The 23,081-nt window shown below is 68.0% G+C and carries 21 protein-coding genes, 1 tRNA gene and 2 pseudogenes; 19 read left to right on the forward strand and 5 right to left on the reverse strand.

Translation table 11 applies throughout. The features are described 5' to 3' along the window. Positions 1-66 precede the first annotated feature (66 nt). Positions 67-1,287: a glycoside hydrolase family 16 protein gene (locus GUY59_RS28240; protein WP_138202717.1), complete on the reverse strand. Its 1,221-nt coding sequence runs from the start codon at positions 1,285-1,287 to the stop codon at positions 67-69. Between the two features lie 197 nt (positions 1,288-1,484). Here GUY59_RS28240 and GUY59_RS28245 point away from each other — a divergent pair, with 197 nt between their 5' ends. From GUY59_RS28245 to GUY59_RS49065, 7 genes and pseudogenes are all read left to right on the forward strand, one after another. Continuing rightward, complete coding sequence (locus GUY59_RS28245) at positions 1,485-2,468, forward strand: BtrH N-terminal domain-containing protein (RefSeq protein ID WP_138202715.1); 984 nt, start codon at positions 1,485-1,487, stop codon at positions 2,466-2,468. A gap of 91 nt (positions 2,469-2,559) precedes the next feature. After that, the gene (locus GUY59_RS28250; RefSeq protein WP_138202712.1) at positions 2,560-3,255 is read left to right on the forward strand and encodes a DNA alkylation repair protein; all 696 of its coding nucleotides are present in this window, start codon (positions 2,560-2,562) and stop codon (positions 3,253-3,255) included. Between the two features lie 310 nt (positions 3,256-3,565). Further along, positions 3,566-3,754 carry a hypothetical protein gene (locus GUY59_RS28255; protein WP_138202710.1) on the forward strand — a complete coding sequence of 63 codons (189 nt, stop codon included), beginning with the start codon at positions 3,566-3,568 and terminating at the stop codon, positions 3,752-3,754. Next, positions 3,751-4,116 (forward strand): cation:proton antiporter subunit C, encoded by a 366-nt coding sequence (locus tag GUY59_RS28260; protein ID WP_138202708.1) that lies wholly within the window; start codon positions 3,751-3,753, stop codon positions 4,114-4,116. The genes GUY59_RS28255 and GUY59_RS28260 overlap by 4 nt, the downstream gene beginning before the upstream one ends. Continuing rightward, positions 4,113-5,576, forward strand: coding sequence for a proton-conducting transporter transmembrane domain-containing protein (locus GUY59_RS28265; protein WP_138202706.1), 1,464 nt, complete (start codon positions 4,113-4,115; stop codon positions 5,574-5,576). Before GUY59_RS28260 ends, GUY59_RS28265 begins: the two co-directional genes overlap by 4 nt. Then, positions 5,573-7,135, forward strand: a complete 1,563-nt coding sequence (locus GUY59_RS28270; RefSeq protein ID WP_138202704.1) for a complex I subunit 5 family protein — start codon at positions 5,573-5,575, stop codon at positions 7,133-7,135. The genes GUY59_RS28265 and GUY59_RS28270 overlap by 4 nt, the downstream gene beginning before the upstream one ends. Positions 7,136-7,406: 271 nt before the next feature. Further along, positions 7,407-7,955, forward strand: a pseudogene (locus tag GUY59_RS49065) (proton-conducting transporter transmembrane domain-containing protein); the annotation flags it as partial. 329 nt (positions 7,956-8,284) lie between these two features. On the opposite strand, the gene GUY59_RS28280 reads toward GUY59_RS49065, so the two are convergent. After that, a complete protein-coding gene (locus GUY59_RS28280) occupies positions 8,285-8,944 on the reverse strand; it encodes a TetR/AcrR family transcriptional regulator (protein ID WP_138202700.1) in 660 nt (219 codons plus the stop codon). 102 nt (positions 8,945-9,046) lie between these two features. On the opposite strand from GUY59_RS28280, the gene GUY59_RS28285 reads away from it, so the two are divergent. The 5 genes from GUY59_RS28285 to GUY59_RS28315 all read left to right on the forward strand — a co-directional run bounded on the left by GUY59_RS28285 (position 9,047) and on the right by GUY59_RS28315 (position 14,873). Then, positions 9,047-10,531: a serine hydrolase domain-containing protein gene (locus GUY59_RS28285; protein WP_138202698.1), complete on the forward strand. Its 1,485-nt coding sequence runs from the start codon at positions 9,047-9,049 to the stop codon at positions 10,529-10,531. A 391-nt stretch (positions 10,532-10,922) separates the two neighbouring features. Next, positions 10,923-12,338, forward strand: coding sequence for an MFS transporter (locus GUY59_RS28295; protein WP_236667585.1), 1,416 nt, complete (start codon positions 10,923-10,925; stop codon positions 12,336-12,338). Between the two features lie 254 nt (positions 12,339-12,592). Beyond that, positions 12,593-13,135: an SMI1/KNR4 family protein gene (locus GUY59_RS28305; protein WP_236667586.1), complete on the forward strand. Its 543-nt coding sequence runs from the start codon at positions 12,593-12,595 to the stop codon at positions 13,133-13,135. 226 nt (positions 13,136-13,361) lie between these two features. Further along, the gene (locus GUY59_RS28310) at positions 13,362-13,646 is read left to right on the forward strand and encodes a hypothetical protein (RefSeq protein WP_138202696.1); all 285 of its coding nucleotides are present in this window, start codon (positions 13,362-13,364) and stop codon (positions 13,644-13,646) included. A gap of 738 nt (positions 13,647-14,384) precedes the next feature. After that, positions 14,385-14,873 (forward strand): hypothetical protein, encoded by a 489-nt coding sequence (locus tag GUY59_RS28315; RefSeq protein ID WP_138202694.1) that lies wholly within the window; start codon positions 14,385-14,387, stop codon positions 14,871-14,873. Positions 14,874-14,976: 103 nt separating this feature from the next. Here the strand turns inward: GUY59_RS28315 and GUY59_RS51460 are convergent. Continuing rightward, positions 14,977-15,168 (reverse strand): annotated as a pseudogene (locus GUY59_RS51460) (transposase); the annotation flags it as partial. A gap of 25 nt (positions 15,169-15,193) precedes the next feature. Here GUY59_RS51460 and GUY59_RS28325 point away from each other — a divergent pair. From GUY59_RS28325 to GUY59_RS28335, 3 genes are all read left to right on the forward strand, one after another. Beyond that, positions 15,194-15,832, forward strand: a complete 639-nt coding sequence (locus GUY59_RS28325) for a tyrosine-type recombinase/integrase (RefSeq protein WP_161714740.1) — start codon at positions 15,194-15,196, stop codon at positions 15,830-15,832. 467 nt (positions 15,833-16,299) lie between these two features. After that, on the forward strand, positions 16,300-16,758 hold the full coding sequence (locus GUY59_RS28330; RefSeq protein WP_132335149.1) for a helix-turn-helix domain-containing protein: 459 nt from the start codon (positions 16,300-16,302) through the stop codon (positions 16,756-16,758). Positions 16,759-16,760: 2 nt separating this feature from the next. Then, complete coding sequence (locus tag GUY59_RS28335; RefSeq protein ID WP_138202689.1) at positions 16,761-17,312, forward strand: PIN domain-containing protein; 552 nt, start codon at positions 16,761-16,763, stop codon at positions 17,310-17,312. 193 nt (positions 17,313-17,505) lie between these two features. Here the strand turns inward: GUY59_RS28335 and GUY59_RS28340 are convergent. Further along, positions 17,506-17,579, reverse strand: a tRNA-Gly gene (locus GUY59_RS28340). 101 nt (positions 17,580-17,680) lie between these two features. On the opposite strand from GUY59_RS28340, the gene dcd reads away from it, so the two are divergent. The 3 genes from dcd to GUY59_RS28355 all read left to right on the forward strand — a co-directional run bounded on the left by dcd (position 17,681) and on the right by GUY59_RS28355 (position 20,135). Beyond that, positions 17,681-18,256, forward strand: a complete 576-nt coding sequence (dcd, locus tag GUY59_RS28345; protein WP_138202687.1) for a dCTP deaminase — start codon at positions 17,681-17,683, stop codon at positions 18,254-18,256. Between the two features lie 251 nt (positions 18,257-18,507). After that, positions 18,508-19,125 (forward strand): DUF47 domain-containing protein, encoded by a 618-nt coding sequence (locus GUY59_RS28350; RefSeq protein WP_132627671.1) that lies wholly within the window; start codon positions 18,508-18,510, stop codon positions 19,123-19,125. Positions 19,126-19,130: 5 nt separating this feature from the next. Then, positions 19,131-20,135: an inorganic phosphate transporter gene (locus GUY59_RS28355; RefSeq protein ID WP_138202685.1), complete on the forward strand. Its 1,005-nt coding sequence runs from the start codon at positions 19,131-19,133 to the stop codon at positions 20,133-20,135. Between the two features lie 5 nt (positions 20,136-20,140). Here the strand turns inward: GUY59_RS28355 and mshD are convergent, their stop codons facing one another. Next, positions 20,141-21,067, reverse strand: a complete 927-nt coding sequence (gene mshD / locus GUY59_RS28360) for a mycothiol synthase (RefSeq protein WP_252375049.1) — start codon at positions 21,065-21,067, stop codon at positions 20,141-20,143. A 108-nt stretch (positions 21,068-21,175) separates the two neighbouring features. On the opposite strand from mshD, the gene GUY59_RS28365 reads away from it, so the two are divergent. Further along, positions 21,176-22,963 carry a bifunctional metallophosphatase/5'-nucleotidase gene (locus tag GUY59_RS28365; protein WP_138202681.1) on the forward strand — a complete coding sequence of 596 codons (1,788 nt, stop codon included), beginning with the start codon at positions 21,176-21,178 and terminating at the stop codon, positions 22,961-22,963. Positions 22,964-23,081: the final 118 nt, after the last annotated feature.

Genomic DNA, 23,081 nt, shown 5'->3' on the forward strand with positions numbered 1-23,081 from the left:
GCTGTCAGCGCGTCCGGGCCGGCCGACGGGAACCGGCCCGGACGCGCGGCTCATGCGGCAGGCCGCTCAGGAACGGGTCCACTTCTGGTTGGACGCCCCCGTGCAGTCCCACAACTGCAGGCGCGCGCCGTTGGCGGTGTTGCCGTCCACCACGTCCACGCACCGGTTGGCCGGGATGTTGACGAGGTCGCCCGCCGGGCTGAGCGTGAAGCGCTGGGCGCCGGTGCCGTTGCACGTGTACAGCTGGATCGGCGTTCCGTTGGCGGTGCCGGCCGCGGCGGCGTCCATGCACTTGCCCATCGCGCGCACCGTGCCGTCGCCGTTGACGGACCACTGCTGGGCGGCGGTCCCGTTGCAGTCGTACATCTGCAGCGGGGCGGCGTCCACGGGCTCGGCGCGGGGGATGTCGATGCAGCGGCCGTTCAGGTTCGACCTCAGCGCGGCGCCGGACCCCGATCCGCCGTCGGTCCACGCGGAGACGCGGACGTAGTCGATCAGCATCGTCTGCGGGAAGGCGGTGCCGGCGTTGGGCGGGCCGGGCCAGTTGCCGCCGACCGCCACGTTCATGATCATGAAGAACGGGTGGTCGAACACCCACCGGTTACCGCGGAGGCTGGCCGGAGTGATCCGGAAATATTCCGAACCGTCCAGGTACCAGATGATGAGGTTGGGTGACCACTCGATCGCGTACCTGTGGAAGGCGTCACCGAGCGGCGCGCCCACCGTACGGCTGCCGCCGATCCCGTCGCCGCCGGAGTAGCCGGGGCCGTGGACCGTGCCGTGCACGGTGTTCGGGACGCTGCCGATGTTCTCCATGATGTCGATCTCGCCGTCGCCCGGCCAGTTGCGCCCGCCGAGCATCCAGAACGCGGGCCAGATGCCCTGACCCCGCGGGATCTTGATGCTCGCCTCGAAGCGACCGTACGTCTGCGTGAACTTCTCGGCGGTCAGGATCCGGCCGGAGGTGTACTGGCAGGTGCCGTAGTGGCACTGCAGGTTGGACGGGTTCTCCCTGCGGGCCGTGATGGCCAGGTGCCCCTGCCCGTCGTGGTAGACGTTGCGGGTCGAGTCGGTGTAGTACTGCAGCTCGTTGTTGCCCCAGCCCCCGCCGCCGATGTCGAACTTCCACCTGGAGCCGTCGACGGACGTCCCTGCGGCGGCGTTGAACTCGTCGGACCAGGTCACCGGCCCGATGTCGGCTTCGGCCCGGGAGGTGCCCGCGACCAGGCCGCTGGTCAGGGTGAGGAGCATGGCCGTGGCCGCGAGGAGGAGCCGGGGTTTGCGCATGGAGACCTCCGGTATGTGGTCTGGCCCCCCGATCAAGTGGATGTAATATCAGCGCCTCTTTCTTGTCAATAAGAAGCTTTACTTATTATTTGTCGCCGCCGCTCCCCCGAGACGCGGCTGGACTCTCCCACGGTGGGAGGCCCCATGCTGGATGCCTGCGGCATGCGCGTCGGTATTCGGTATGAGGAGAGCGAGACATGACCATCGTGAAGGACGTCGAGCCCCGCGGCATGCACCACTGCGAGACGACGGCGCTCGGCGTGCTGCTCCGGCACGAGGGCCTTGACCTGTCCGAACCCATGCTGTTCGGGCTGGGCTCGGGCCTGTCCTTCCTCTACTGGGACAGCAAGGGCATGGCGTTCCCCTTCCTCGCGGGCCGCGTCAGGCCTTTCGACCTCACCAGGAACCTGGCCGCCAGACTCGGACTGACGTTGACGGTCAAGGAGACCACCTCGCCGCGCAGGGCGTGGGAGAACGTCACCGCCCCCATCGACGCCGGCCGGCCGGTCGGCCTGCAGCTCGACTCGTACCATCTGGACTATTTCCGCACCAAGGTGCACTTCGGCGGCCACGTCGTCGCCATGTACGGCTACGACGAGCACGACGCCCACCTGGTGGACACCGAGCAGCAGGGAGGAGCGGTCCGCACCGGCCTGGCCGGCCTCGCCAGGGCACGCGCCGAACGCGGCCCGATGACCGCCGGACACCGGTCCTTCACCCTCGCACTCCCCGCTCACCCGCCCGCCTGGCAGGACCAGATCGTCCCCGCCATCAAGCACTGCGCCGACGCCTTCCTCGCCGCTCCCATCGCGAACCTCGGCCACCGCGGCATCGCCAAGGCCGGCACGAAGGTGCCCGGATGGCTGCGCCGCGCCGGCGAGCCGCAGCGGGACCTGCCGCAGGCCGCGCTGCTCATGGAGAAGGGCGGCACCGGCGGCGCCCTGTTCCGCGCCCTCTACCGCGACTTCCTCGGCGAGTGCGCCCGGATGGTCGACGACCACCGCCTGCGCACCGCCCACGACCTCTACACCGAAGCCGCCGCCCTGTGGACGGACGTGTCGGCCCTGATCGCCAAGGCCGGGGAGAGCGGCGACGCGCGCCACCTCGACCAGGCCGGCGCCGTCCTCCACGACCTCGCGCGCATCGAGCAGGACGCCATGCGGGCGCTGTGCCGGTTGTGACCGGCGGGGAGTGCCGAGCAGCCGCATGAATGTACGCAAGGCCGGCCCCCGTCGTAGGCTCGACCACGCGCCCGACGGACAGGAGGCTGTGATGGCCCAGACGACAGCGACCGGGACGACGGTGGACGAGGTGATGGCCGAACTGGCCGGCCTCGACGACCCGAAAATCCGCGCGGTCAACGAGAGACACGGTGACGATCACGGTGTCAACCTCGGCAAGCTGCGTGCGCTCGCCAAGCGGCTGAAGACCCAGCCGGAGCTCGCGCGCCGGCTCTGGGCGACGGATGACACCGCCGCGAGGCTGCTGGCCCTTCTGATCTGCCGCCCGAAGGCGTACGAACGGGACGAGCTCGACGCCATGGTCCGCGAGTCACGTACGCCCAAGGTGCACGACTGGCTCGTGAACTACGTGGTCAAGAAGAGCCCGCACGCCGAAGAACTGCGCCTGGCCTGGTTCGCCGATCCCGACCCCGTGGTCGCGAGCGCCGGCTGGGCCCTGACCACCGAACGCGTGACGAAGAAACCCGACACCCTCGACCTCTCCGGGCTGCTCGACGTCATCGAGACGCGGATGAAGGACGCCCCCGACCGCCTGCAGTGGGCGATGAACCACTGCCTGGCCCAGATCGGCATCGAGCACGCCGACCTGCGGGCCCGCGCCATCGACATCGGGGAACGCCTGGAGGTGCTCAAGGACTACCCGACGTCGCCGGGCTGCACGTCGCCGTACGCACCCGTCTGGATCACCGAGATCACCCGCCGCCGGCAGGACAAGCAGCCCGGCTGACTCCCGGCCGCTGCCGGAGCCGCACCCTGCCTGGCGCGACGGCGGCCCGCCCGCGCCGAGCGCGCTCAAGGAGCTGGAGTCGTGTCGGGCTCGCGGCGGGGCACACTGTCGCCCTGGCCGGCGACTGACGCCGGCGGCTCGTGATCCCTACGCTGATCGTCATGGGACCGACGGAGCATCTTCGCAGCTGAAGGACGTGACGTCGGCGTTGGAGACCACGCTCACCGCCGTGAGCCGGCCCGATCTACCGCGTGGGCGGCACAGGGGCCGCATTGCTGCAGGTTGTCCGGCTTCCCGTTGGGGACTCTTCATGGGTTTGGGCGTGGTGACCATGCTGCTGGGCGGCTCGTTCCTCGACTACGGCACGCTGCTGCCCGCCGACGGGCCCGCCGCTCAGCACCTGGGCATCCTGACCGTCGAAGCGGCCATCGGCATCACCGTCGCGGCGGTCATGACCTCGATCTTCTTCGCCTTCGCCGGCCGGAGGCCCACGCGATGAGCGGTACGCACTACGTCTACTGGCTGCTGTTCGCCCTCATGATGGTCGGCCTCTACGTCGTCATCAGCCACGGCAACCTGCTGAAGAAGATGATCGGGCTCACGCTCTTCCAGGTTTCGGTCTTTCTGTTCTTCATCAGCCTCGGCAAGGTCGAAGACGGCAGCGCGCCGATCATCTCCCCGGAGGTCGAGACCTACTCCCACCCGCTTCCCCAGGTGCTGATCCTGACGGCCATCGTGGTCGGCGTCGCCACCCTCGCGGTCGGCCTGGCACTGGCTGTGCGCATCTTCGAGGCCTACGGCACCGTGGAGGAACAGGACATGCGAGAGCGTGACGAGGACCGGCACGGAGCCGCCTCATGATCGCGAACCTGCCGGTGTTGCAGGTGCTCATTCCCCTTGGGTGCGCGCCGCTGTGCGTGCTGCTGCGCCGCCGGAGCCTGGCGTGGCTGGTGTTCCTGGTGGCCGCGCTCGGCTCGCTGGCCTGCGCCGCCGTACTCGCCCGGCAGGTGGCGGCACACGGCCCGCTGCACTACGCCGTGGGCGGGTGGGCGCCACCGTACGGCATCGAGTTCGTGGTCGCCGGCTACAACACCCCCGTACTGCTGGTCGTGTCGGGCGCGGCCGTCTACAGCCTGGGAAGCGTGCGCACCGAGATCGACGACCGTCGGGCACCGCTGCTCTACACCTTTCTCTGCCTCACCTTGGGTGGCCTGCTGGGGCTGACAGTCACCGGCGACGTGTTCAACGCCTTCGTCTTCCTGGAGATCAGTTCCCTGTCGACCTACGCCATGGTCGCGCTGGGCCCGCGGCGTCGCGCCCTGCCGGCCGCCTTCCGCTACCTGGTGATCGGCACGGTGGGCGCGACGTTCGTGCTGATCGGCATCGGCCTGGCCTACGCTGTCACGGGCACCCTGAACATGGCCGACCTGGCGGCGCGCCTGGCCGCGGCCGACAGCGACCGGGCGCTCTACGCCGCCGCCGTCTTCGTCTTCGTCGGCCTGGCGGTCAAGGCGGCGGTCTTCCCGCTGCACGCCTGGCTGCCGGGAGCCTACGGCGAGGCGCCATCGGCGGTCAGCACCTTCCTGGCCGCCACGAGCACCAAGGTGGCTCTGTACGTGTTGTGCAGGCTCACCTTCACCGTGTTCGGCGCCGGCCTGGTCTTCGGCACGATGCCAGTCGGCAGGTTCGGCCTGCTGGCGGGCCGACTGGCGGCAGTGGCCGCCTCGGCCGTCGCCTGTTTCCAGACCGACCTGAAATACCTGCTGGCCTGGTCGAGCATCGCGCAGATCGGCTACATCCTGGCCGGGATCAGCCTGGGCACTGCCGCCGGAGTCTCCGCCGCCTACCTCCATCTGATCAACCACGCGGTGATCAAGGCCTCCCTCTTCGCCGCCGCCGGTCTCGTGCTGGTGCGGCTGGGCTCGGTGCAGTTGTCCGCGCTGGCCGGCCTCGGCCGGCGCATGCCCTGGACCTTCGCGGCGATCGTGATCGCGGGCCTCGGCCTCGTCGGCGTGCCGCCGACGGCTGGTTTCGCCGGCAAGTGGGCGCTGGCCTCGGCGCTCATCGAGGCCGGCCAGTGGCCGGTACTCGTGGCCATGCTGGTCAGCTCCCTGCTGACGCTCGGTTACATCGGGCGCATCGTGGAGACCGCCTGGTTCCGCGAGCCCGCATCGGTCGCTGAGCCGTCAGGAGCGCCCGCGTCGATGACCGCAGTGGTGTGGGTCCTGGTCGCGGTCTCCGTCGTCTTCGGTCTCGATGCGGCGTTGCCGGCCTCGTTCGCCGAGTCCGCCGCCGAGGCGCTGTTGAACGGTGGTGGATGATGCCTCTCCTCCTGGCGGTCGCCGTGACGCTGCCGCTTCTGGCCTGCGGGGCCGTTCTCCTGCTGCGGCGCAGGCCAGCCGCACGTGAAGCCGCTTCGGTGGCCGCCGGCGTCGCATTGGCCGCCACGATGCTCAGCCTGTGGCCCGCCGCCGGGCAGGACGTACGGCTGACGCTCTGGTCGTGGCTGCCCGGGTTGTCGCTGGAGTTCGCGCTGGAGCCGCTCGGGCTGCTGTTCGCCACCGTGGCGGCGGTGCTCTGGCCGGTGACGACCGTGTTCGCCGCCGGATACCTGCGTGCGAGCGAGACGCCGCACCAGACACGCTTCTTTGCCTTCTTCGCCCTGGCCATCGTGGCTGCGATGTGGATCGCTCTGTCGGCGAACCTGGTCACGCTGTTCATCGGCTACGAGATCATGACGGTGGCGACCTGGCCGCTGGTCGCGCACGGTGGCGACGCGGCGGCCCGCCGCGGCGCGCGCATCTACGCGGCGATCCTGCTGACCAGCTCGATCGGCCTCATGCTGCCCGCCGTCGTGTGGACCTGGGTGTTGGCCGGCGACACCACCTTCCGCCCCGGAGGCCTGCTCGGCGGAACCGCGGGAACCGGCGTGCTGACCGTGCTGTTCGCCCTCTACCTTTTCGGCATCGGCAAGGCCGCGCTGATGCCGGTGCACCGCTGGCTGCCCGCCGCGATGGTGGCGCCCGCCCCCGTGTCGGCGCTGCTGCATGCTGTCGCGGTGGTCAAGGCCGGGGTGTTCGCGGTGCTGAAGGTCACCGTCTACGTCTTCGGGATCGACACGCTCACCGAGACCGGAGCCGCGGCCCCGATGAGCTGGGTGGCGGCGTTCACCGTGGTCGCGGCGGCCGTGATCGCCATCAGGTCCGACAACCTCAAGCGCCGCCTGGCCTACTCCACCGTGGGCCAGCTCGCCTACATCGTCCTGGGCGCGACCCTCGCCCGCGACATCGCCGTGGCAGGCGGGGTGTTCCACCTGGTGACGCACGCCGCCGGGAAGATCACGCTGTTCCTGTGCGCGGGCGCGATCGCGGTGACCGCGCGCAGGACTCGCGTCAGCGAGCTGGACGGCCTGGGCCGCGCCATGCCGTGGACGTTCGCCGCGTTCCTCACCGCCGCCCTCTCGATCATCGGGCTGCCTCCCCTGGGCGGCACCTGGAGCAAGTGGCTGCTGCTGATGGGCGCGGTCGAGGCGGGGCAGTTCGCTCGGCTGCGTGGCGCTGTTCTTCGGCGCGGAGGCCGTACTCGCGCCGCTGGCCGGGATCCTGGAGGTGCCGTGAACGACGATGACGACCGCCGCCGGCTGGACGAGCCGCGCAACGTGACCCGCATCGTGTACGGCCTGGCCGTCCTGTGCGCGCTGATCTTCGCCGCCGACCTCTTCTACACCAAGCATCCGCACTTCGCCGTCGAGGAATGGTTCGGCTTCCACGCCGTGTACGGGTTCGTCGGCGCCTTCGCCCTGGTCATCGTCGCCAAGGGGCTGCGCAGGGTGCTGCGGCGTGATGAGGACTACTACGAGCGGGGTGGCGATGACGGCTAATCCCGCCCTGCTGCTGATCCTCGGCGCAGCCGGCGTGCCGCTGCTGCGCGGCCTGCCCCGGCGCGCCCTGATGGCGGCGGTGCCAGTCGCCGGGCTGGTCCTGCTGTGGGGGCTACCCGAGGGCACCGCACCCGGCCTGCAGTTCCTGGGGCTGGAGCTGATGCCGGTGCGGGTGGACGCCCTGTCGCGGGTGTTCGCCACGGGTTTCCTGATCGCGGCGCTGCTGACCATGGTCTACGCCATGCATCTGCGAGACACGCTGCAGCAGGCCATGACCCTGGTGTACGCGGCGGCTGCCGTCGGCGGCACACTCGCGGGCGACCTGGTGACGTTGTTCGTCTTCTGGGAGCTGGCCGGGTTGTCGTCGGCGTTCCTGATCTGGGCGGGACGCAACGAGCGCAGCCATCGGGCCGCCACCCGCTATCTTGCCGTGCAACTGCTGTCCGGCCTGCTCATGCTGGCCGGGATCGTGCTGCGGGTCCAGTCAGGCGCCGGACTGGAGTTCGGCCACCTCGGGTTGGACGCGCCCGGCGGTGCACTGATCCTCGCCGCGATCGGCATCAAGTGCGCCTTCCCTCTCCTGCACTCCTGGCTCACCGACACCTATCCCGAGGCGACCATCGTCGGCGCCGTCGCGCTGTCGGCCTTCACCACCAAGTTCGCGGTCTACACGCTGGCGCGCGGCTTCGCGGGCACAGAGATGCTGGTGTGGGTCGGCCTCGTCATGGCCGTTTTCCCGATCTTCTATGCGGTCATCGAGAACGACCTGCGCCGGGTCCTGGCGTACAGCATGATCAACCAGCTCGGGTTCATGGTCGTCGGCGTCGGCATCCCCGCCCGAACTGCGCTCGGTCAACATCGACGCCGACTACGTCTACCGCCGGGCGCTCCCCCAGGGCTGGCGGGCGTTGTCGCGGGCCGCGGACGCGGGCCGCGCACGGATCGGGCCCGTGCTGCGCCGCCGTGGCGGGGAGCTCTGGGAGATCGCCACGGGCCCGCTCCGGCCCGGCAGCCGGGTCGCCCGGCCATGGTCCACCCACCTGATGGTGTGGTGGACGGCGCTTGTGCTCGGCGCCATGCTGCTGCTGGCCTTTCTGTGATCTTGTCCAGGGATCCGCAGGTTCGCCGGCCGGATCATGACCCCTCACGTCAGGCTGATCCGGCGACGCGGCGACCGTACTGGTGGCATTCGCCGGTGAAGACGGTGGCGAGTTCGTTCTTGATGATCGAATCCGACATGTCGGCTGCCGGCACTCCGTTCACGCCTCCGGGGTCGCGGTAGACCTGCATCGCCAGCCCTTCGGTGATGGCGGCGAGGCGGGTCGCGGCGAGCCACGGGTCCAGTTCCGGCGCGACTTCTCCGCATTCCTTGCCGTTGTGGATGGCTTGGGCGATGTCGTCGCGCAACTTCCTGGCGGTCCCGACGTCGACGTCGGCCAGCGCGGGGGCGTCCAGCGAGCGCCCGGCGAACGCCCTGGTGACCCGGAACTCGGTACGGCGCGTCTCGTCCATGGGGATGAGCTGGGCCATGGCCTCGGCCAGGAGCCAGGAGATCGGCTTGCGGTGCTGGATCCCCGTACGGATCAACTCGTCGACCCGGTCGCGGATGCGTGCGCTGACGTACGTGAAAGCGTGCAGAAGCATCTCGTCCTTGGTGCGGAAGTAGTGCTGCACGAGCCCCACCGACATTCCGGCGGACCGGGCGGTACGGGCCACGGTGACGGCGTCGAGCCCGGCGTCGGAGATCAGCTCGCAGACGGCCATCGCGATCTGCCGGCGGCGTTCTTCATGGTCGGCGGTTCTTGCCACTTGATAACCATACCAGCATACGGTACAAACCATACCGCCATACGGTTATCCACCGGATTCGAGGACTCCTTGCCCCTCCGCCGCCGGCGCGCCGCCGCGAGCATGGTGATTGTGTCGCTCTGCCTGCTGCTGGCCGTCCCCATCACACCGGCCGCCGCCCAGCCCCGCGACCGGTACGCCGCCATCGACGCCTACGTCCAGGAACGGATGCGGGCCACACAGGTCCCCGGCCTCTCCTACGCGGTGGTCGGCCCCGGCGGTCCGCTCCACCAACGTTCCTGGGGCGTCGACGGGCGAGGCGGGCGCGTCACCGCCGACACCCCGTTCCTGTGGGGTTCGGTCTCCAAGCCCATCGCGGCGACCGGCATCATGACCCTCGTCGAATCCGGACGAATCCACCTGGACGACAAGGTGACCGACCATCTGCCCGGCTTCCGCTTCGGCGGCACCGCGCACGCCTCCAAGGTCACCGTCCGCCACCTGCTCGACCACACCTCAGGACTCCCCGAGTCGGCCACCTTCCAGGTGACCGACTGCCTGGCCCCGGACTGCCCGCCCCCGGCCGGACGCATCGGCGACCTGGACGAGGTGACCCCACTCGGCCCGCCCGGCAGCACGTACGCCTACACCAGCGCCAACTACCTGGTGCTGGCCGCCGTGGTGGAGTCGGTCACCGCACGCCCCTTCCCCGAATACCTCCGCGACGCCGTACTCGACCCGGCAGGCATGCACGGCGCCATCGCCGACGCCGCCTCGGCCCGCGAACGGAACCTCCCGCCGGGACATCAGTTCCTGTGGGGCGCACCCTCCGCGATCGCCGACGGCGTCGACACCCACGGCGCGGCCTACGGTTACCTGGGCGGCGACCTGGGCAACCTGTCCGCCTTCGCGTCGCTCCAGCTCCGTTCGGGACGACTCGCACGTGGGGGCAATGTCCTGACCTCTGATTCCGTACGGCTCATGCGCGAGGAAGGCCGGCTTCAGCCCACCGGCACCGGCACCGGCTACGGGCTGGGCTGGCGGGTGGGCGGCCTGGACGCGCCACTCGACGGCGCCATCTGGCACACCGGCGCCACCTTCGGCTACTCGGCGACGCTCCTCCTGCTTCCCCAGCACGACCTCGCCCTCGTACTGCAGCAGAACCTGCACGGCCCGCTGCACGACGAAGCGGTCATGCAGACCGGCTTCGGCGCCGCGCGTCTCCTCGCGGGTGCGCAGCCGCCCACGGACGCCTCGACCCTCGGCTACCACCTGACCACGTGGGGCGTCACGACACTCGCCCTGGGCTTGATCCTGGCAGCCGGGCGTTCGGCCGTCCTGCTCCGCCGCCTTTCCCGGCCCGCCTCCCCGCTCCGGCGTACCACCCTGGTCACGATGTGGAGCCTGGCGGGGGCGCTGCCGTGGATCGTGCTGGTCCCGCTCGCCGGGGAGACGGGCCCGCGCCGGCTGACGATGTGGCTGCCCGACGTTTCCCTCGCCCTGTACGCCGCGGCCGCCGCCGGCGCGGTCACCGTAGCCCTGCGCCTGGCCCTTGCCGTCCGCACACCATCAAGCAACCACCCCAGGCCGGGCGCGAACCGACATTGAGCCGAGCCGCATGCCCTTCTGGCGATCGCCGATGGCGGAGCGGCTGCGTGACCCGTCCTCCCGCTACTCCGGGGTGGCACCCTCGTCCTCGACAGCGAGGGGCTGGCCAAGGCCGTCCTGCGCGACCGTACGGTCACCGCATGGCTTGCCCTCGCCCGTGCCGACGACCTCCGTCGTCACGAGCCATGCCGTCCCTGACAGCTCAGGCGTTGGTAGCATCGCCGGCATGTCTGCTGCATCGTGCGCGGCCGCTTGTGCCGCAGTGACGAGGACGCTCCGCTAAGCGGCGGGGTGTTCGTCTCACTTGTGTTGAACGGTCCGCCGCTCCCGGGTCATATCGGAGCGGCACGTTCGTGCTGCTCGGAACTTCTCCTGAGCAACGGAGCACTCGATGCTTTCAGGCATTCTCTTCTCGCGCCGGGACGGATCGTCCCCGGTGCGCGCGTGGCTGGTGCTGTGCTGCATGGCCATGCTGCAGTTCTTCATCGCGGTTGACGTGACCGTCGTCAACGTTGCCCTGCCCTCGATCGGCGCCGGCTTCCATGTCGACAGTCACGCGCTGACCTGGGTGGTGGTCGGCTACACGATCACCGGTGGCGGGCTGCTGATGTTCGGAGGGCGGCTGGGCGACGTACTCGGCAGGCGACGTGTCCTCCTGCTCGGCACAGCCCTCTTCGGCGCCGCGTCCCTGCTGGCCGGGCTCGCGCCCTCCTTCGCTCTCCTGGTGGCTGCCCGGCTGCTGCAGGGAGCCGGTGAGGCGGTCGCGCTTCCGGCGGCGATGGCCGTGATCGTGCTCATGTTTCCCGAGGGACCGCGCCGGTCGCGGGCGCTCAGCGTGTGGGCGGCCGTCGCGAGCTGTGGCCTCGTTCTCGGGTTCGTACTCTCCGGGATCATCATCGAGCTGCTGGGCTGGCGGTGGATCTTCCTGGTGTCCGTTCCTTTCGTCGCGGTCGTACTCGCCGCAGTGGTCTTCCTCGTGCCGAGTGAACGGCCGGCCGAACCGTCACCTGTGGACCTTCTCGGTTCGCTCCTGCTGGTCGCCGCTCCGCTGCTGTTCACCCTCGGGGTCGTCGAGGCAGGAGAGGCGGACGGCACGCTGCCGTGGCTGCCGCCGATGGCGCTGGCCGGTGCGGCGGTAGCCGGGGCCCTGCTCATCAGGGTCGAACGCCGCTCGCTCAACCCGCTGGTGCCGCCGCCGTTCTTCCGCAGCCGGCCCCGCGTCCTGGCCAACCTTGCCACCGCCCTGCTGAGTGCGGCGCTGTCCACCTCGTTCCTGCTGTTCACGTACTACCTGCAGGACCGGTTGGGCGCTGGCCCGTTCCAGGCCGGCCTGGTGATGATGCCTCTGGCGGTGTTCCTGATCGCGGCGTCGGTGCTGGTTCCGCGGCTGCTCGGCCGGTGGGGCGCCCGGGCGTGTGTGCTGGCCGGAATCGGCTTCACCGTGCTGGCGATGGCAACCATCGCTCTGGTCGCCTGCCTCCAAGCCGGCGCTGGGGCGATGGTTCCGGCGATGATGCTCGTCGCTGCCGGGATGGGGTTCGGGCTCGTCGGGTTGCAGTACGTCGCGGTGACCGGAGTGACCGAGGACGACGCCGGCATCGCCTCCGGTGTCCAGCGAGCCGCCGACCAACTGGGTGGCTCCACCGGGGTCACGATCTACGTCGGCATCGGGTTCGCTCCCGCCCTGGACGGCATTGACCCGTTCCTCGCCAGCAGCTCGCTGGCCATCGCCGGGCTCGCCGCGGCCGCCTTCGTCACCTGGCGGATTTCCATGCCCACCGCGGTGATGGAGGAGGAAACCGTGTGACCCTCCGCGCCAGGCTGGAAACTTCTCCGTGTCGCGTACCAGAAGTGCGATCTGCGCCCGGTTCTCGACCGCCGGCCTGCCTGTGTGCGCCTTGACGGTCGCGATGCCGATCTGCAGCCGCTCGGCGGCGCTCTTCCTACCGGCCAGTTGAGGACAAGCGCGCGAACTACGTGACACCGCTCTAGCAACTCGGGGGTCCATCGTGCAGGCAGCCCCACCTCGACCGCTCCCTACGGTCGTCTAACCTTCCGGGGATGGCGAACATGTTTGAAGGTCTCGCATTGCCCACTGCCCTGGCCGAGGTGGCCGAGGTCGGCTTCGAGTGGGAATGGGACGAGGAAACCGACGAGGCCCGCGGCTGTGACTTCGAGCTATACGACCAGTTCGAGGAGCCCGGCCGGACAGCGTGGTGGTTCCGCCTGTGGACCGGCAACCAAGAGGCCGACGGCAGCGAGTTCCGCTTCTTCGGCACGACCGGGGCGGGTGACTACACCGGCTTCTGGCTGGTACGGCCCGATGCGGCGATCAGTGACCAGCCCGTCGTCTACATCGGCTCAGGGGGCGAGCACGGTCTGATCGCCCGCGATCTCGGCGACCTCCTCTGGCTGTTCGCCGCCGGCCTGGGCCCCGCCGAGGCCTTCGCGGACACCGACTCCACGGCACAGCCGAACGAGGCATTCCGTATTATCGCCGAGCGACACGCACCCGGCGGCCGCCGTTCCCCAACCCAGATCGTGGCTACCGCACGAGCGGAGTTCCCGCATTTCGCGGATCACATCGAGGCGATGTGCCGCTGAGCGGGATTCGCCTGATCGATTCTGAAGACACCCACCAAGGCCTGTTCATGCCACAGCTCAGGCGGTAGCCCTGGCTCGTCGATCGCCCCCAGCCATGCACGGTGGCCAGCCACACCCTGGCGATCGTAAGGGCTGTATCTGTGCGGCGGCGCGGCAACCCCGGCCGGCGCGTTCGGGTCGGTACGGCGGGGCAGACGTGCGGTGACCGGCCCGGTGTCCCGCCGCCTTGAACACCCGTACGCGCTTGGTCGACGTGGTCAAGGACATGGGGTTGCCCGGACTGCATTTCCATGATCTCCGTCACACCGGGAACATGCCGGCCGCGATGTCGGGGGCAGGGCTCAAGGACCTGATGGCGCGGACGGGGCACGACAACGTCAGGGCGGCCCTGATCCACCAGCACGCGGTCAGAGGTGCCGACAAGGTGATCACGGACGCCATCGATCAGCAGCTCAGGGATCGCGACGAAGGCGACGACGACGCGGCGGGCGTGCTGGCCCCCGCGGGCTAATTGCACGAGAGATCGACAACAGGTCCGGAAACGATCGAAGCCAGGTCGGGAAACCATCCCTGTCCTGACTTTTCGCCATGAGAGCGGGTGACGAGAATCGAACCCGCGCTGTCAGCTTGGGAACTCTTTCAAGATCATGGCCTGTGAGCAGGGGAAACGCTGAGCTTGGCATATGCCGGTCGAATGACCGTGAGTCCCCGTGGCTCCCCGCTGATCGCCGGGGGAACGGGCACGAAACGGGCACGCGCGCGACTGCACTCGGTGGGCCAGCAGCCTTGGGGCAAGGTCCTGCGTCTCGGACGCTCGCATGCGAGTCGAGCCAAGGATCTACGTCGAGGGCCCGATGACTTCGAGACACATGTTGTAGATCTGGCAAATCTACAACACCGTCTTGTGGATTTGACTGAGGCTGGTCGTGAGTGACCGTGGTTGAGCCCTCGTCACCGCCCTTAATGGCACGCTAATGGCACGCCGATCGTGCCTCCACCTGCGTCTCCGAGCAGCCCACCTCGCCTCCCGACTCGTAGCTCACTCCAGGTACTGACTCGCGCCTGTCGGGCAGGAAAGTGGGGCTCGCGCTGGTGTAAGGCGTGACCATCACACGCATACGGTGCGACGATCGGACATAATTCTTAGCATGCTCTGACACCGAAGAGTGGACTATGCGGTGTCTCGCGGGCTTGCCAATTCTTGCATCCCACACAGAGCTCACCCATCATCCAGACTCCGGAGCATGCCGTGCCTGACGACGAGATGATCAACGAGGGGCCATACCTGCGACTTCAGGTCGATTACGTCGGCCGATGGGGAGTCGAGGTCGGTATCTTCGTCGCCGTTGACCACCTACGCCGTAAGAACCTGCTCACGCCAGAGGAAGAAGAACTCTACTTCGACATCGACGACTGGTTCCGCGACCACCTACCCGAACCGCCGTTCTATGCCGATGGCAACACGGTCGGCGCGGTCACATGGTTCAAAGACGCAACCACGGGCGCGATGCTTGCCCGTCTCCAGCCGTTGCGTGACCTATTGTCAATTCACGACGTGCGATGCGGCCTCATCCGGGCAAGCGATCCGGGAAAGCTCATTTACGAAGACGAGTATCAGGTCGGCGTAATCCCTAGGAGCCGAAAGCCCCCATCCCCGCTGCCACCCGGTGTCACGCTCGGTCCAACCACCGCAGGTTCCAAGCGGCACCTCGCCCGCCGGCCATCGGAAGCCATATGACGCGATGGGCTGGCCTCAACTTGAGAGCAACCGCAACCACGCTGTCCGGTGAGCCGGGCTGAGGAACGAAGCACGGATCGACGATCGCCCCTAAGACGGTGACTCATTTGGCCAGTCGGCGGTAGCAGAGGAGAGCCGCGGCGATGGCGACGAAGGACGCGAAGTGGTCGGCCCGACGTTCGTAGCGTCGGTGTAAGCGGCGGCAGTTCGCCAGCCACGAGACGGTCCTCTCTACGACCCGGTTCCAGCGGCATGGGGAGATGCGGACGTATCCGGAGGTCTTCCCGACGCGAGCGGAAGCCGAGCGGGCGCTGTGGCGGATGATCGACACCGGGCAGGCCGACAGCACGCACGATCGGCGGTACAGGGCATTCGTGCTCCTGGCCACCTTCGCGAGCCTGCGATGGGGCGAGATCACCGCGCTGACCCGAGCAGGCCTCGACCTCGACGCGGGTACGGTCCGGGTGGGCCTGGCCCATGTGGAACGCTCCACTGGCGAGCTGGTTATTGGTCCGCCCAAGTCCAAGGCCGGCAAGCGCATCGTGGGTATCCCGCAGGCGATCACCCCAGCCCTACGAGAGCACCTGCGGCTCTACGTGAAGCCCGAAGCCGGATCTCTGGTCTTCACCGGAGTCAAGGGCGGCCCCATGCGCCGGAGCGGGTTCAACAAGCTGTCCGGCTGGATAGAGGCCGTACGGGCGATCGGCGTCCCGGGGCTGTACTTCCATGATCTCCGTCATACGGGAAACGTGATCGCGGCGGACTCGGGCGCGGGCCTCAAGGACCTCATGGCCCGCATGGGACACGACAACGTCCGCGCCGCGATGATCTACCAGCACGCGGTCCGGGGAGCCGACAAGCTGATCACCGAAGTCATCGACAAGCACCTGATCGGGCACGAACGGGCACGCGACGATGACGAGGACGATCCTCCTGGCGTGCTGGTTCCCACCGGGTGATCACAAGCCCTAATGGCACGCAGAGATCAACGACCCTAGGAAACACTAAAGCCCAGGTACCGAATCCATCGGTTCACCTGGGCTTTCACCATGAGAGCGGGTGACGGGAATCGAACCCGCGCTGTCAGCTTGGGAACTGCATCGATCACGGCCCGTTGGGGCGCTGGGCTGGGCAGCGAGCCGGTCCTGAGTGACCGTAGTTGACCCCTCGTCACCCTCTTAATGGCCCGACGATCCTCCCGCGATCCAGTGCCTTGCGCGACGCCCGTGCCTGTTCACCTGACGCTCCCGTCCCCCGCTGCGGGATCGCTAGTGGCCCCTCATCTGCAACTCCGGGCATCGCCCACCTGAATGTCAGATCCGTTGGCGACAGCGCCAGCGCAGGTAGACCGAGATCGACAGCACGGCTGCTTGCGTTTGCTGCGCTTGTTGCGGATACTTCGCTTAGAACGGGGAAGGATACACACATGCCAGGAACGCAACTCGCAAGCTCGATCAAACCGGGCAGCCTTGATCAGGGGCAGTCAGAGCGGGCGCTACGACGCATCAAGGATTACCTGATGCGACATCCTGAGGAAGAGACCATCGAGGTTGCGGCAGAGGTGGTTGGCGACGACGCCTTGATCCTTCCGCGCGAAGCCGTGTCGATGCTGGCCTTCATCCTTGCTCAGGTCGCCGAGGGGCGAGGCGTGCAGGTGATGCCGTCACACGCGGAGCTGACCACGCAGCAGGCAGCAGCCATGCTCAATGTCTCGCGCCCGTATCTCATCAGCCTATTGGAGACAGGGGCCATCCCGTACCGGCGGGTCGGCAGGCATCGACGAATCCGGCACGACGACCTCATGGAGTACAAGCGTCAGGATTCAGTTAAGCGCAGAGGGGCAGCCGATGAACTTAGTGAACTAGGCCAGGAGCTGGGGCTGTAGTCATGCCTTTTGTCGTGATCTACGATGCCAATGCCCTATTCGGCAACACGCAAAGGGACCTGCTGATCCGGCTAGCGCAATCTGGCCTGGTCCAGGCGAAGTGGACGCACGCGATCCTGGATGAGGTACAGCGGAACCTCGCCGCGAATCTGCCGGATCTCGCTCCAGCCAAGCTGGAGCGCCTGCGTGAACTGATGATTGACGCCGTCCCCGACTGCATTGTGGAAGGGTACGAGCCGATCGTCGAGGGTCTTAAACTGCCGGACCCTGACGACAGGCACGTGCTGGCTGCAGCCATCAAGGCGAACGCCCAGGTGATCGTGACGTCGAACCTGCGGGACTTCCCCGTCGAGACGCTGGCCACATGGGGCGTAGATGCCAAAAGCCCGGACGATTTCGTCCTTGATCAGATTGACTTCGATGACCGCGTCGTCTGGGCTTGCGTGCAACAGATCGCGGACTCACGCACTAGGCCGCCACAGACCATCTATGACGTTCTCGACGCTCTGGAGCGCGCCGGCCTCGTTGAAGCGGTTGCGGCCCTGCGCAGTTGAGCGAGATCGTCAAGCAAGGGCTGGAGCCCGGAGACGACGCGAGGGCTGACGACGACGGCGGAGCACTCGAACCAGTCGGGCGATCACGGCAAGATCAATCGTTTGGGACGAATCTGGCACGACAGCGAAACCAAACCCAGACAAGATCAAAGCCTAGGCACCGCATTCATCGATCTACCTGGGCTTTCTCGATTGGAGCGGGTGACGGGAATCGAACCCGCGCTGTCAGCTTGGGAAGCTGATGTTCTGCCATTGAACTACACCCGCGTACGACCGAAAGCCGCGTCCCCCACTGTAGCGGAAACTTGCCCCGGATCAGCAATCCCCGCCTCGCGGTCTTTCGCCTCCGAGACGGTAGGTTGCAGTGCGTGCTGCTATCCGACCGTGACATCCTCGCCGAGATCGACGCCGGCCGGCTCGTGCTCGATCCGTTCGACCAGGACATGATCCAGCCGTCCAGCATCGATGTGCGGCTTGACCGGTTCTTCCGGGTGTTCGAGAACCATCGTTACCCGCACATCGATCCGTCCGTGGAGCAGCCGGATCTTACGCGGATGGTGGAGCCGGCGGGGGACGAGCCGTTCATCCTGCATCCTGGGGAGTTCGTGCTGGCCTCCACGTACGAGATGATCATGCTGCCTGATGATCTGGCCTCGCGGTTGGAGGGCAAGAGTTCGCTCGGGCGGCTGGGGTTGCTGACGCATTCGACGGCGGGGTTCATCGATCCGGGGTTCAACGGGCACGTGACGCTGGAGTTGTCGAACGTGGCGACGTTGCCGATCAAGTTGTGGCCGGGGATGAAGATCGGGCAGTTGTGCGTGTTCAGGCTCAGTTCTCCTGCCGAGCATCCGTACGGGTCCGACAAGTACGGGTCGCGTTATCAGGGGCAGCGGGGGCCGACCCCGTCGCGGTCGTTCCGGAACTTCCACCGGACGAAGATCTGAATAAAGATGAACATCAGGTGAACAGTCGGGGAACATCCTGGTCGGAGAAGTAGGGGTACCCCGGGTCGAGGCGATGCGGACGGGCCGTTTAAGGTCAGTTGGAGCTGCAAAAAGCGGCCAAACTACCGGGGTTTCCGGTGTCGTACAACCTGCTCCGGGTAGCCATTAGGCGAAGGGGACATGAAGTTCGTATTTCGCCTGGCTACCCGTACCCTCTTCCACGGACCATCCCCGCACATCTGGAGAACGACGTGCGCCTGCGTCTCACGCCACGTGAGGACAGCTACTACGACCTGTTCGCCGACTCGGCGAACAACCTGGTCACCGCATCCCGGCTACTGGTAGAGATCATCAGCGACGGATCGGACAGGGAGACCCTGGCCGAGAAGATGCGCGCCTGCGAGCACGCCGGCGATGAACGTACTCACGCGATCATGAACCGGCTCAACGAGAGCTTCATCACCCCCTTCGACCGCGAGGACATCTACCGGCTCGCCTCCAACCTCGATGACGTGATGGACGCCATGGAAGCGGCGTCCGACCTCATCGTGCTGTATCAGATCGACCACCTGCCCAAAGACGTCGTCAGGCAGGTCGAGGTGCTGGAGCGGGCCGCGGAACTCACCGCGGAGGCCATGCCGCGGCTGCGTTCGATGAAGAACCTGAACGAATACTGGATCGAGGTCAACCGCCTGGAGAACCAGGGCGACCAGGTCTATCGGAGGTTGCTGGCCAAGCTGTTCAGCGGCGAGTACGACGCCCTCACGGTCATGAAGATGAAGGAGGTGGTCGACGCCCTGGAAGAGGCCGCCGACGCCTTCGAGCACGTGGCCAACACCGTCGAGTCGATCGCGGTCAAGGAAAGCTAAGCCCGGTGGACCTCACGCTGGGCCTCGTCATCTGCGTGGTCGTCATCGCACTGGCATTCGACTACACCAACGGATTCCACGACGCGGCGAACGCCATCGCGACCTCCGTCTCGACCCGGGCCCTCACTCCCAGGGCCGCGCTGTTCATGGCGGCGGCCATGAACTTCATCGGCGCCCACCTGGGCACCCAGGTCGCGCAGACGGTCGGCAAAGGCATCATCGACGCGCCTGACGGCTCGCACGGTCTGGTCATCGTGGCGTCAGCGCTGATCGGCGCGATCGCCTGGAACCTGATCACCTGGTATTTCGGTCTGCCCTCCTCCTCCAGCCACGCGCTCATCGGCGGCCTGGTGGGCGCCGCGGTGGCCTCGGCCAGCGTGGTGCACTGGGACGGCGTCATGGAGAAGGTCGTCATCCCGATGATCTTCTCGCCCCTGGTCGGGTTCAGTCTCGCCGCCGCGATCATGATCGCAATTTATTGGATCTTCCGCAACAGCCAGCCCGGCAAGACCAACCGCGGCTTCCGCTACGCGCAGACCGTCTCGGCCGCCGCCATGGCGCTCGGGCACGGGCTGCAGGACGCGCAGAAGACGATGGGTGTCATCTTCCTGGCACTGACGGTCGGCGGTTTCGCCGACAAGAACGATCCGATCCCGCAGTGGGTCATCCTGGCCGCCGCGGGTGCGATCTCGCTGGGCACGTACGCCGGCGGCTGGCGCATCATGCGCACGCTCGGCCGGCGCATCATCGCGCTCGACCCGCCCCAGGGGTTCGCCGCGGAGTCGGCGGCGGCGACCGTGCTGTACGGAGCCGCCATCGGGTTCGGGGCGCCCATCTCCACCACGCACACGATCACGTCAGCGATCATGGGCGTGGGGGCCACCAAGCGGCTCAGCGCCGTACGGTGGGGCGTCGCGGGCAACATCGTGACGGCATGGATCCTCACCATCCCGGCCGCGGCGCTCGTGGCGTCCGTCTCCTACTTCATCCTTCACGCGATCGTGGAGTAGGCGTCTCAGGAAGCCGGGACGCCTGCCTCGGGAGCCGCGTACATCACGTCCACGTCCCACCGGTTGAAGCCGAGGGACTCGTACAGTCTGATCGCCGCCGTGTTGGCCTCGTCCACGTACAACATCGCCTGGGCGAGGCCGCGCGCCCGGAGGTGGTGCAGTCCGGCCAAGGTGAGGGCCTTGCCGAGGCCGGTGCCCTGCTGGGAGGGGTCGACGCCGACGACGTACACCTCCCCCAGAGGTTCGTGGCCGTGCGCGGACGAGCCGTGCACCTTCGTCCAGTGGAAGCCGGCCAGCCGCTCGCCGCGGAAGGCCAGGAAGAAACCCTCGGGGTCGAACCAGGGTTCCTGCTCGCGCCGCAGCAGGTCGTCCATCGTCCACGCGCCCTGCTCGGGGTGATGGGCGAACGCCTCGGCGTTGACCTTGAGCCACGCCTCCTCGTCCTGGCCGGGTACGAACGTGCGCAGGCTGACGTCCGGAGGCAGGGTGACGGCAGGCAGCGGGGCGAACAGGGAGCGGCGCATCTGCCACAGCGAGCGCACGCGTTCGAACCCGAACGCGGCCGCCAGCGCCCCCGCCCCCGGATACCCTCCGTGGGCCCACAGGCGCGCCCTGCCGCCCGCCAGGTCCATCACGGACCTCAGCAGCCGTGTGCCGTGGCCGCGGCGGCGGTGTGCGGGGTGGACGACGAGTTCCACGCTGGGCCCCTCGACCTCGTCGGTGGGGTCGACGTGGGCGTAGCCCGCCAGGGTGTCGTCCTCCATGAGCAGCAGGGAGCGGGCCTGCGGGTCGCCGCCGTAGCGCAGATGGAGCATCACGTGCTCGTTGAGCGGCCGTACGCCGTCGGCCTCCGTCGCGACCTGGACCAGGCCGAGCACGTCGGCGATCTCCTGGTCATCGAGCACTTGCCGAACTTCCACACGCACACTCACAGAACGAACTCTAGGCCTATGACTGGCAAATAACGCCATGGCAGCGCCCGGCAAATCGTTACCTTTGCGACATCGGCTGCACGGACAACGGTCGTAACGTCTTGGGCCATGACGTCTCGTTCCTTCCTCCGGCTGGCGCTGGCCGGAGCCGTCGCCTCGGGAGCGGTCACGCTCTCCGCCCTTCCGGCGGACGCGAGCAAGCCACCGCGTACGGTTCCCGTACGGCTGCTCGCCCTCAACGACTTCCACGGCAACCTCGAGCCTCCGACCGGCTCCTCAGGCCGCATGGTCGACGAGCACGGCAACACGGTCGACGCCGGCGGCGCGGCCTACGTCGCGACCCACATGAAGGCCCTGTCCGACAGGAACACGATCGCTGTGGCCCAGGGCGACCTCATCGGGGCGACGCCGCTGATCTCGGCGGCCTACCACGACGAGCCGTCCGTCGAGTTCCTGGGCAAGCTGGGGCTCAAGGTCGCCGCGGTGGGCAACCACGAGTTCGACGAGGGCTACGCCGAGCTGCGGCGGATCATGAAGGGCGGCTGCCACCCGGTGGACGGCTGCTCGCCCGCCGGCGAGTGGAAGGGCGCGAAGTTCGACTACGTGGGCGCGAACGTGCTGTTCAAGAACCGCCACGCGAAGACCGACGCACTGGCCGCGCTCGGCGGCTCGAACGCGGCGCGGCTCAAGCAGGCGTTGTCCGGCTTCGGCGTGCCCGCGCTGCCGCCGGTGAGCGTCAAGTGGATGAACGGCGTGCCGATCGGCTTCATCGGCCTGGTCACGAAGACGACGCCGGGCATCGTGTCGAGCGAGGGGATCAAGGACCTCACGTTCGCGGACGAGGTCAAGGCCGCGAACGTGGCGTCCAAGCTGCTCAAGCTCGTGGGCGTCAAGGCCCAGGTGGTGCTCGTGCACGAGGGCGACCAGGTGAACGAGGGCCAGTCGCCCGACGCGTGCAGCGCCGTCCCGGGGGCGGGCAACCGCATCGCGACGCAGGTGGACGCTGAGATCGACGTGGTGCTCAGCGGCCACTCCCACCAGGCGTACGTGTGCACGGTGAAGGACCCGGCGGGCAGGAACCGGCTGTTCTCGCAGGGCGGCTCCTTCGGACGGGTCGTCACGCAGGTGGACATGAAGGTGGACGCCAGAACGCGGGACATCGACCGCGCCTCGCTCGTGGCGGACAACCACGTCGTGACCCGAACAGTCACCCCAGATCCCGAAATTTCAACGTTCGTGCAGACGTGGAAGGACCGCGTCGCCCCCGTCGCCAACAAGGCCGTCGGCACGATCACCGCCGACATCACCAACACGGCCGCGCCCTCAGGCGAGTCGCCCCTCGGCAACCTCATCGCCGACGCCCAGCTCGCCGCCACGAGGACCGGCGGCGACGCGCAGATCGCGCTGATGAACCCGGGTGGGGTGCGGGCCTCGCTGTCGCACGCGTCGTCACCGGCCGGCGAAGGCGACGGGATCGTCACGTATGGCGAGGCCTTCACCGTTCAGCCGTTCAACAACCTCATGCAGGTCGTCACGCTGACCGGCGCCCAGCTCAAGACGGTGCTGGAGCAGCAGTTCCCCGGCGGGCCCAACAACCAGGCGTTCGCCAAGATCCTGCAGCCCTCGGCGAACTTCACCTACACCTACAGCACCAGCGCCGCCTGGGGTTCGAAGGTCTCCGACATGAAGATCGACGGAACGCCGGTGACCGACACGCAGACCGTCCGGGTCGCGGCCAACAACTTCCTGGTGGGCGGCGGCGACGCGTTCCTGGCCTTCCAGGAGGGCACCGACGTGTGGAGCGGGCCGCTCGACATCGACGCCTTCGTCGACCACCTCGGCAAGGACAACCCGATCGCCCCGCCCGCGACCGACCGCATCACCGTGACCGGCTGACCATTTCGAGGCCCGTCCCCTGGGGGCGGGCCCGTCCACACCCTCCATCTCTTACGGCACCGCCAACGTCACCCACCCGCCGCACACGGCCGGGGGCCTCCCCGGCCCTCGCCGGAAC

Source organism: Nonomuraea sp. K271, from assembly GCF_009908215.1.
Taxonomy (GTDB): Bacteria; Actinomycetota; Actinomycetes; order Streptosporangiales; family Streptosporangiaceae; genus Nonomuraea; species Nonomuraea longispora.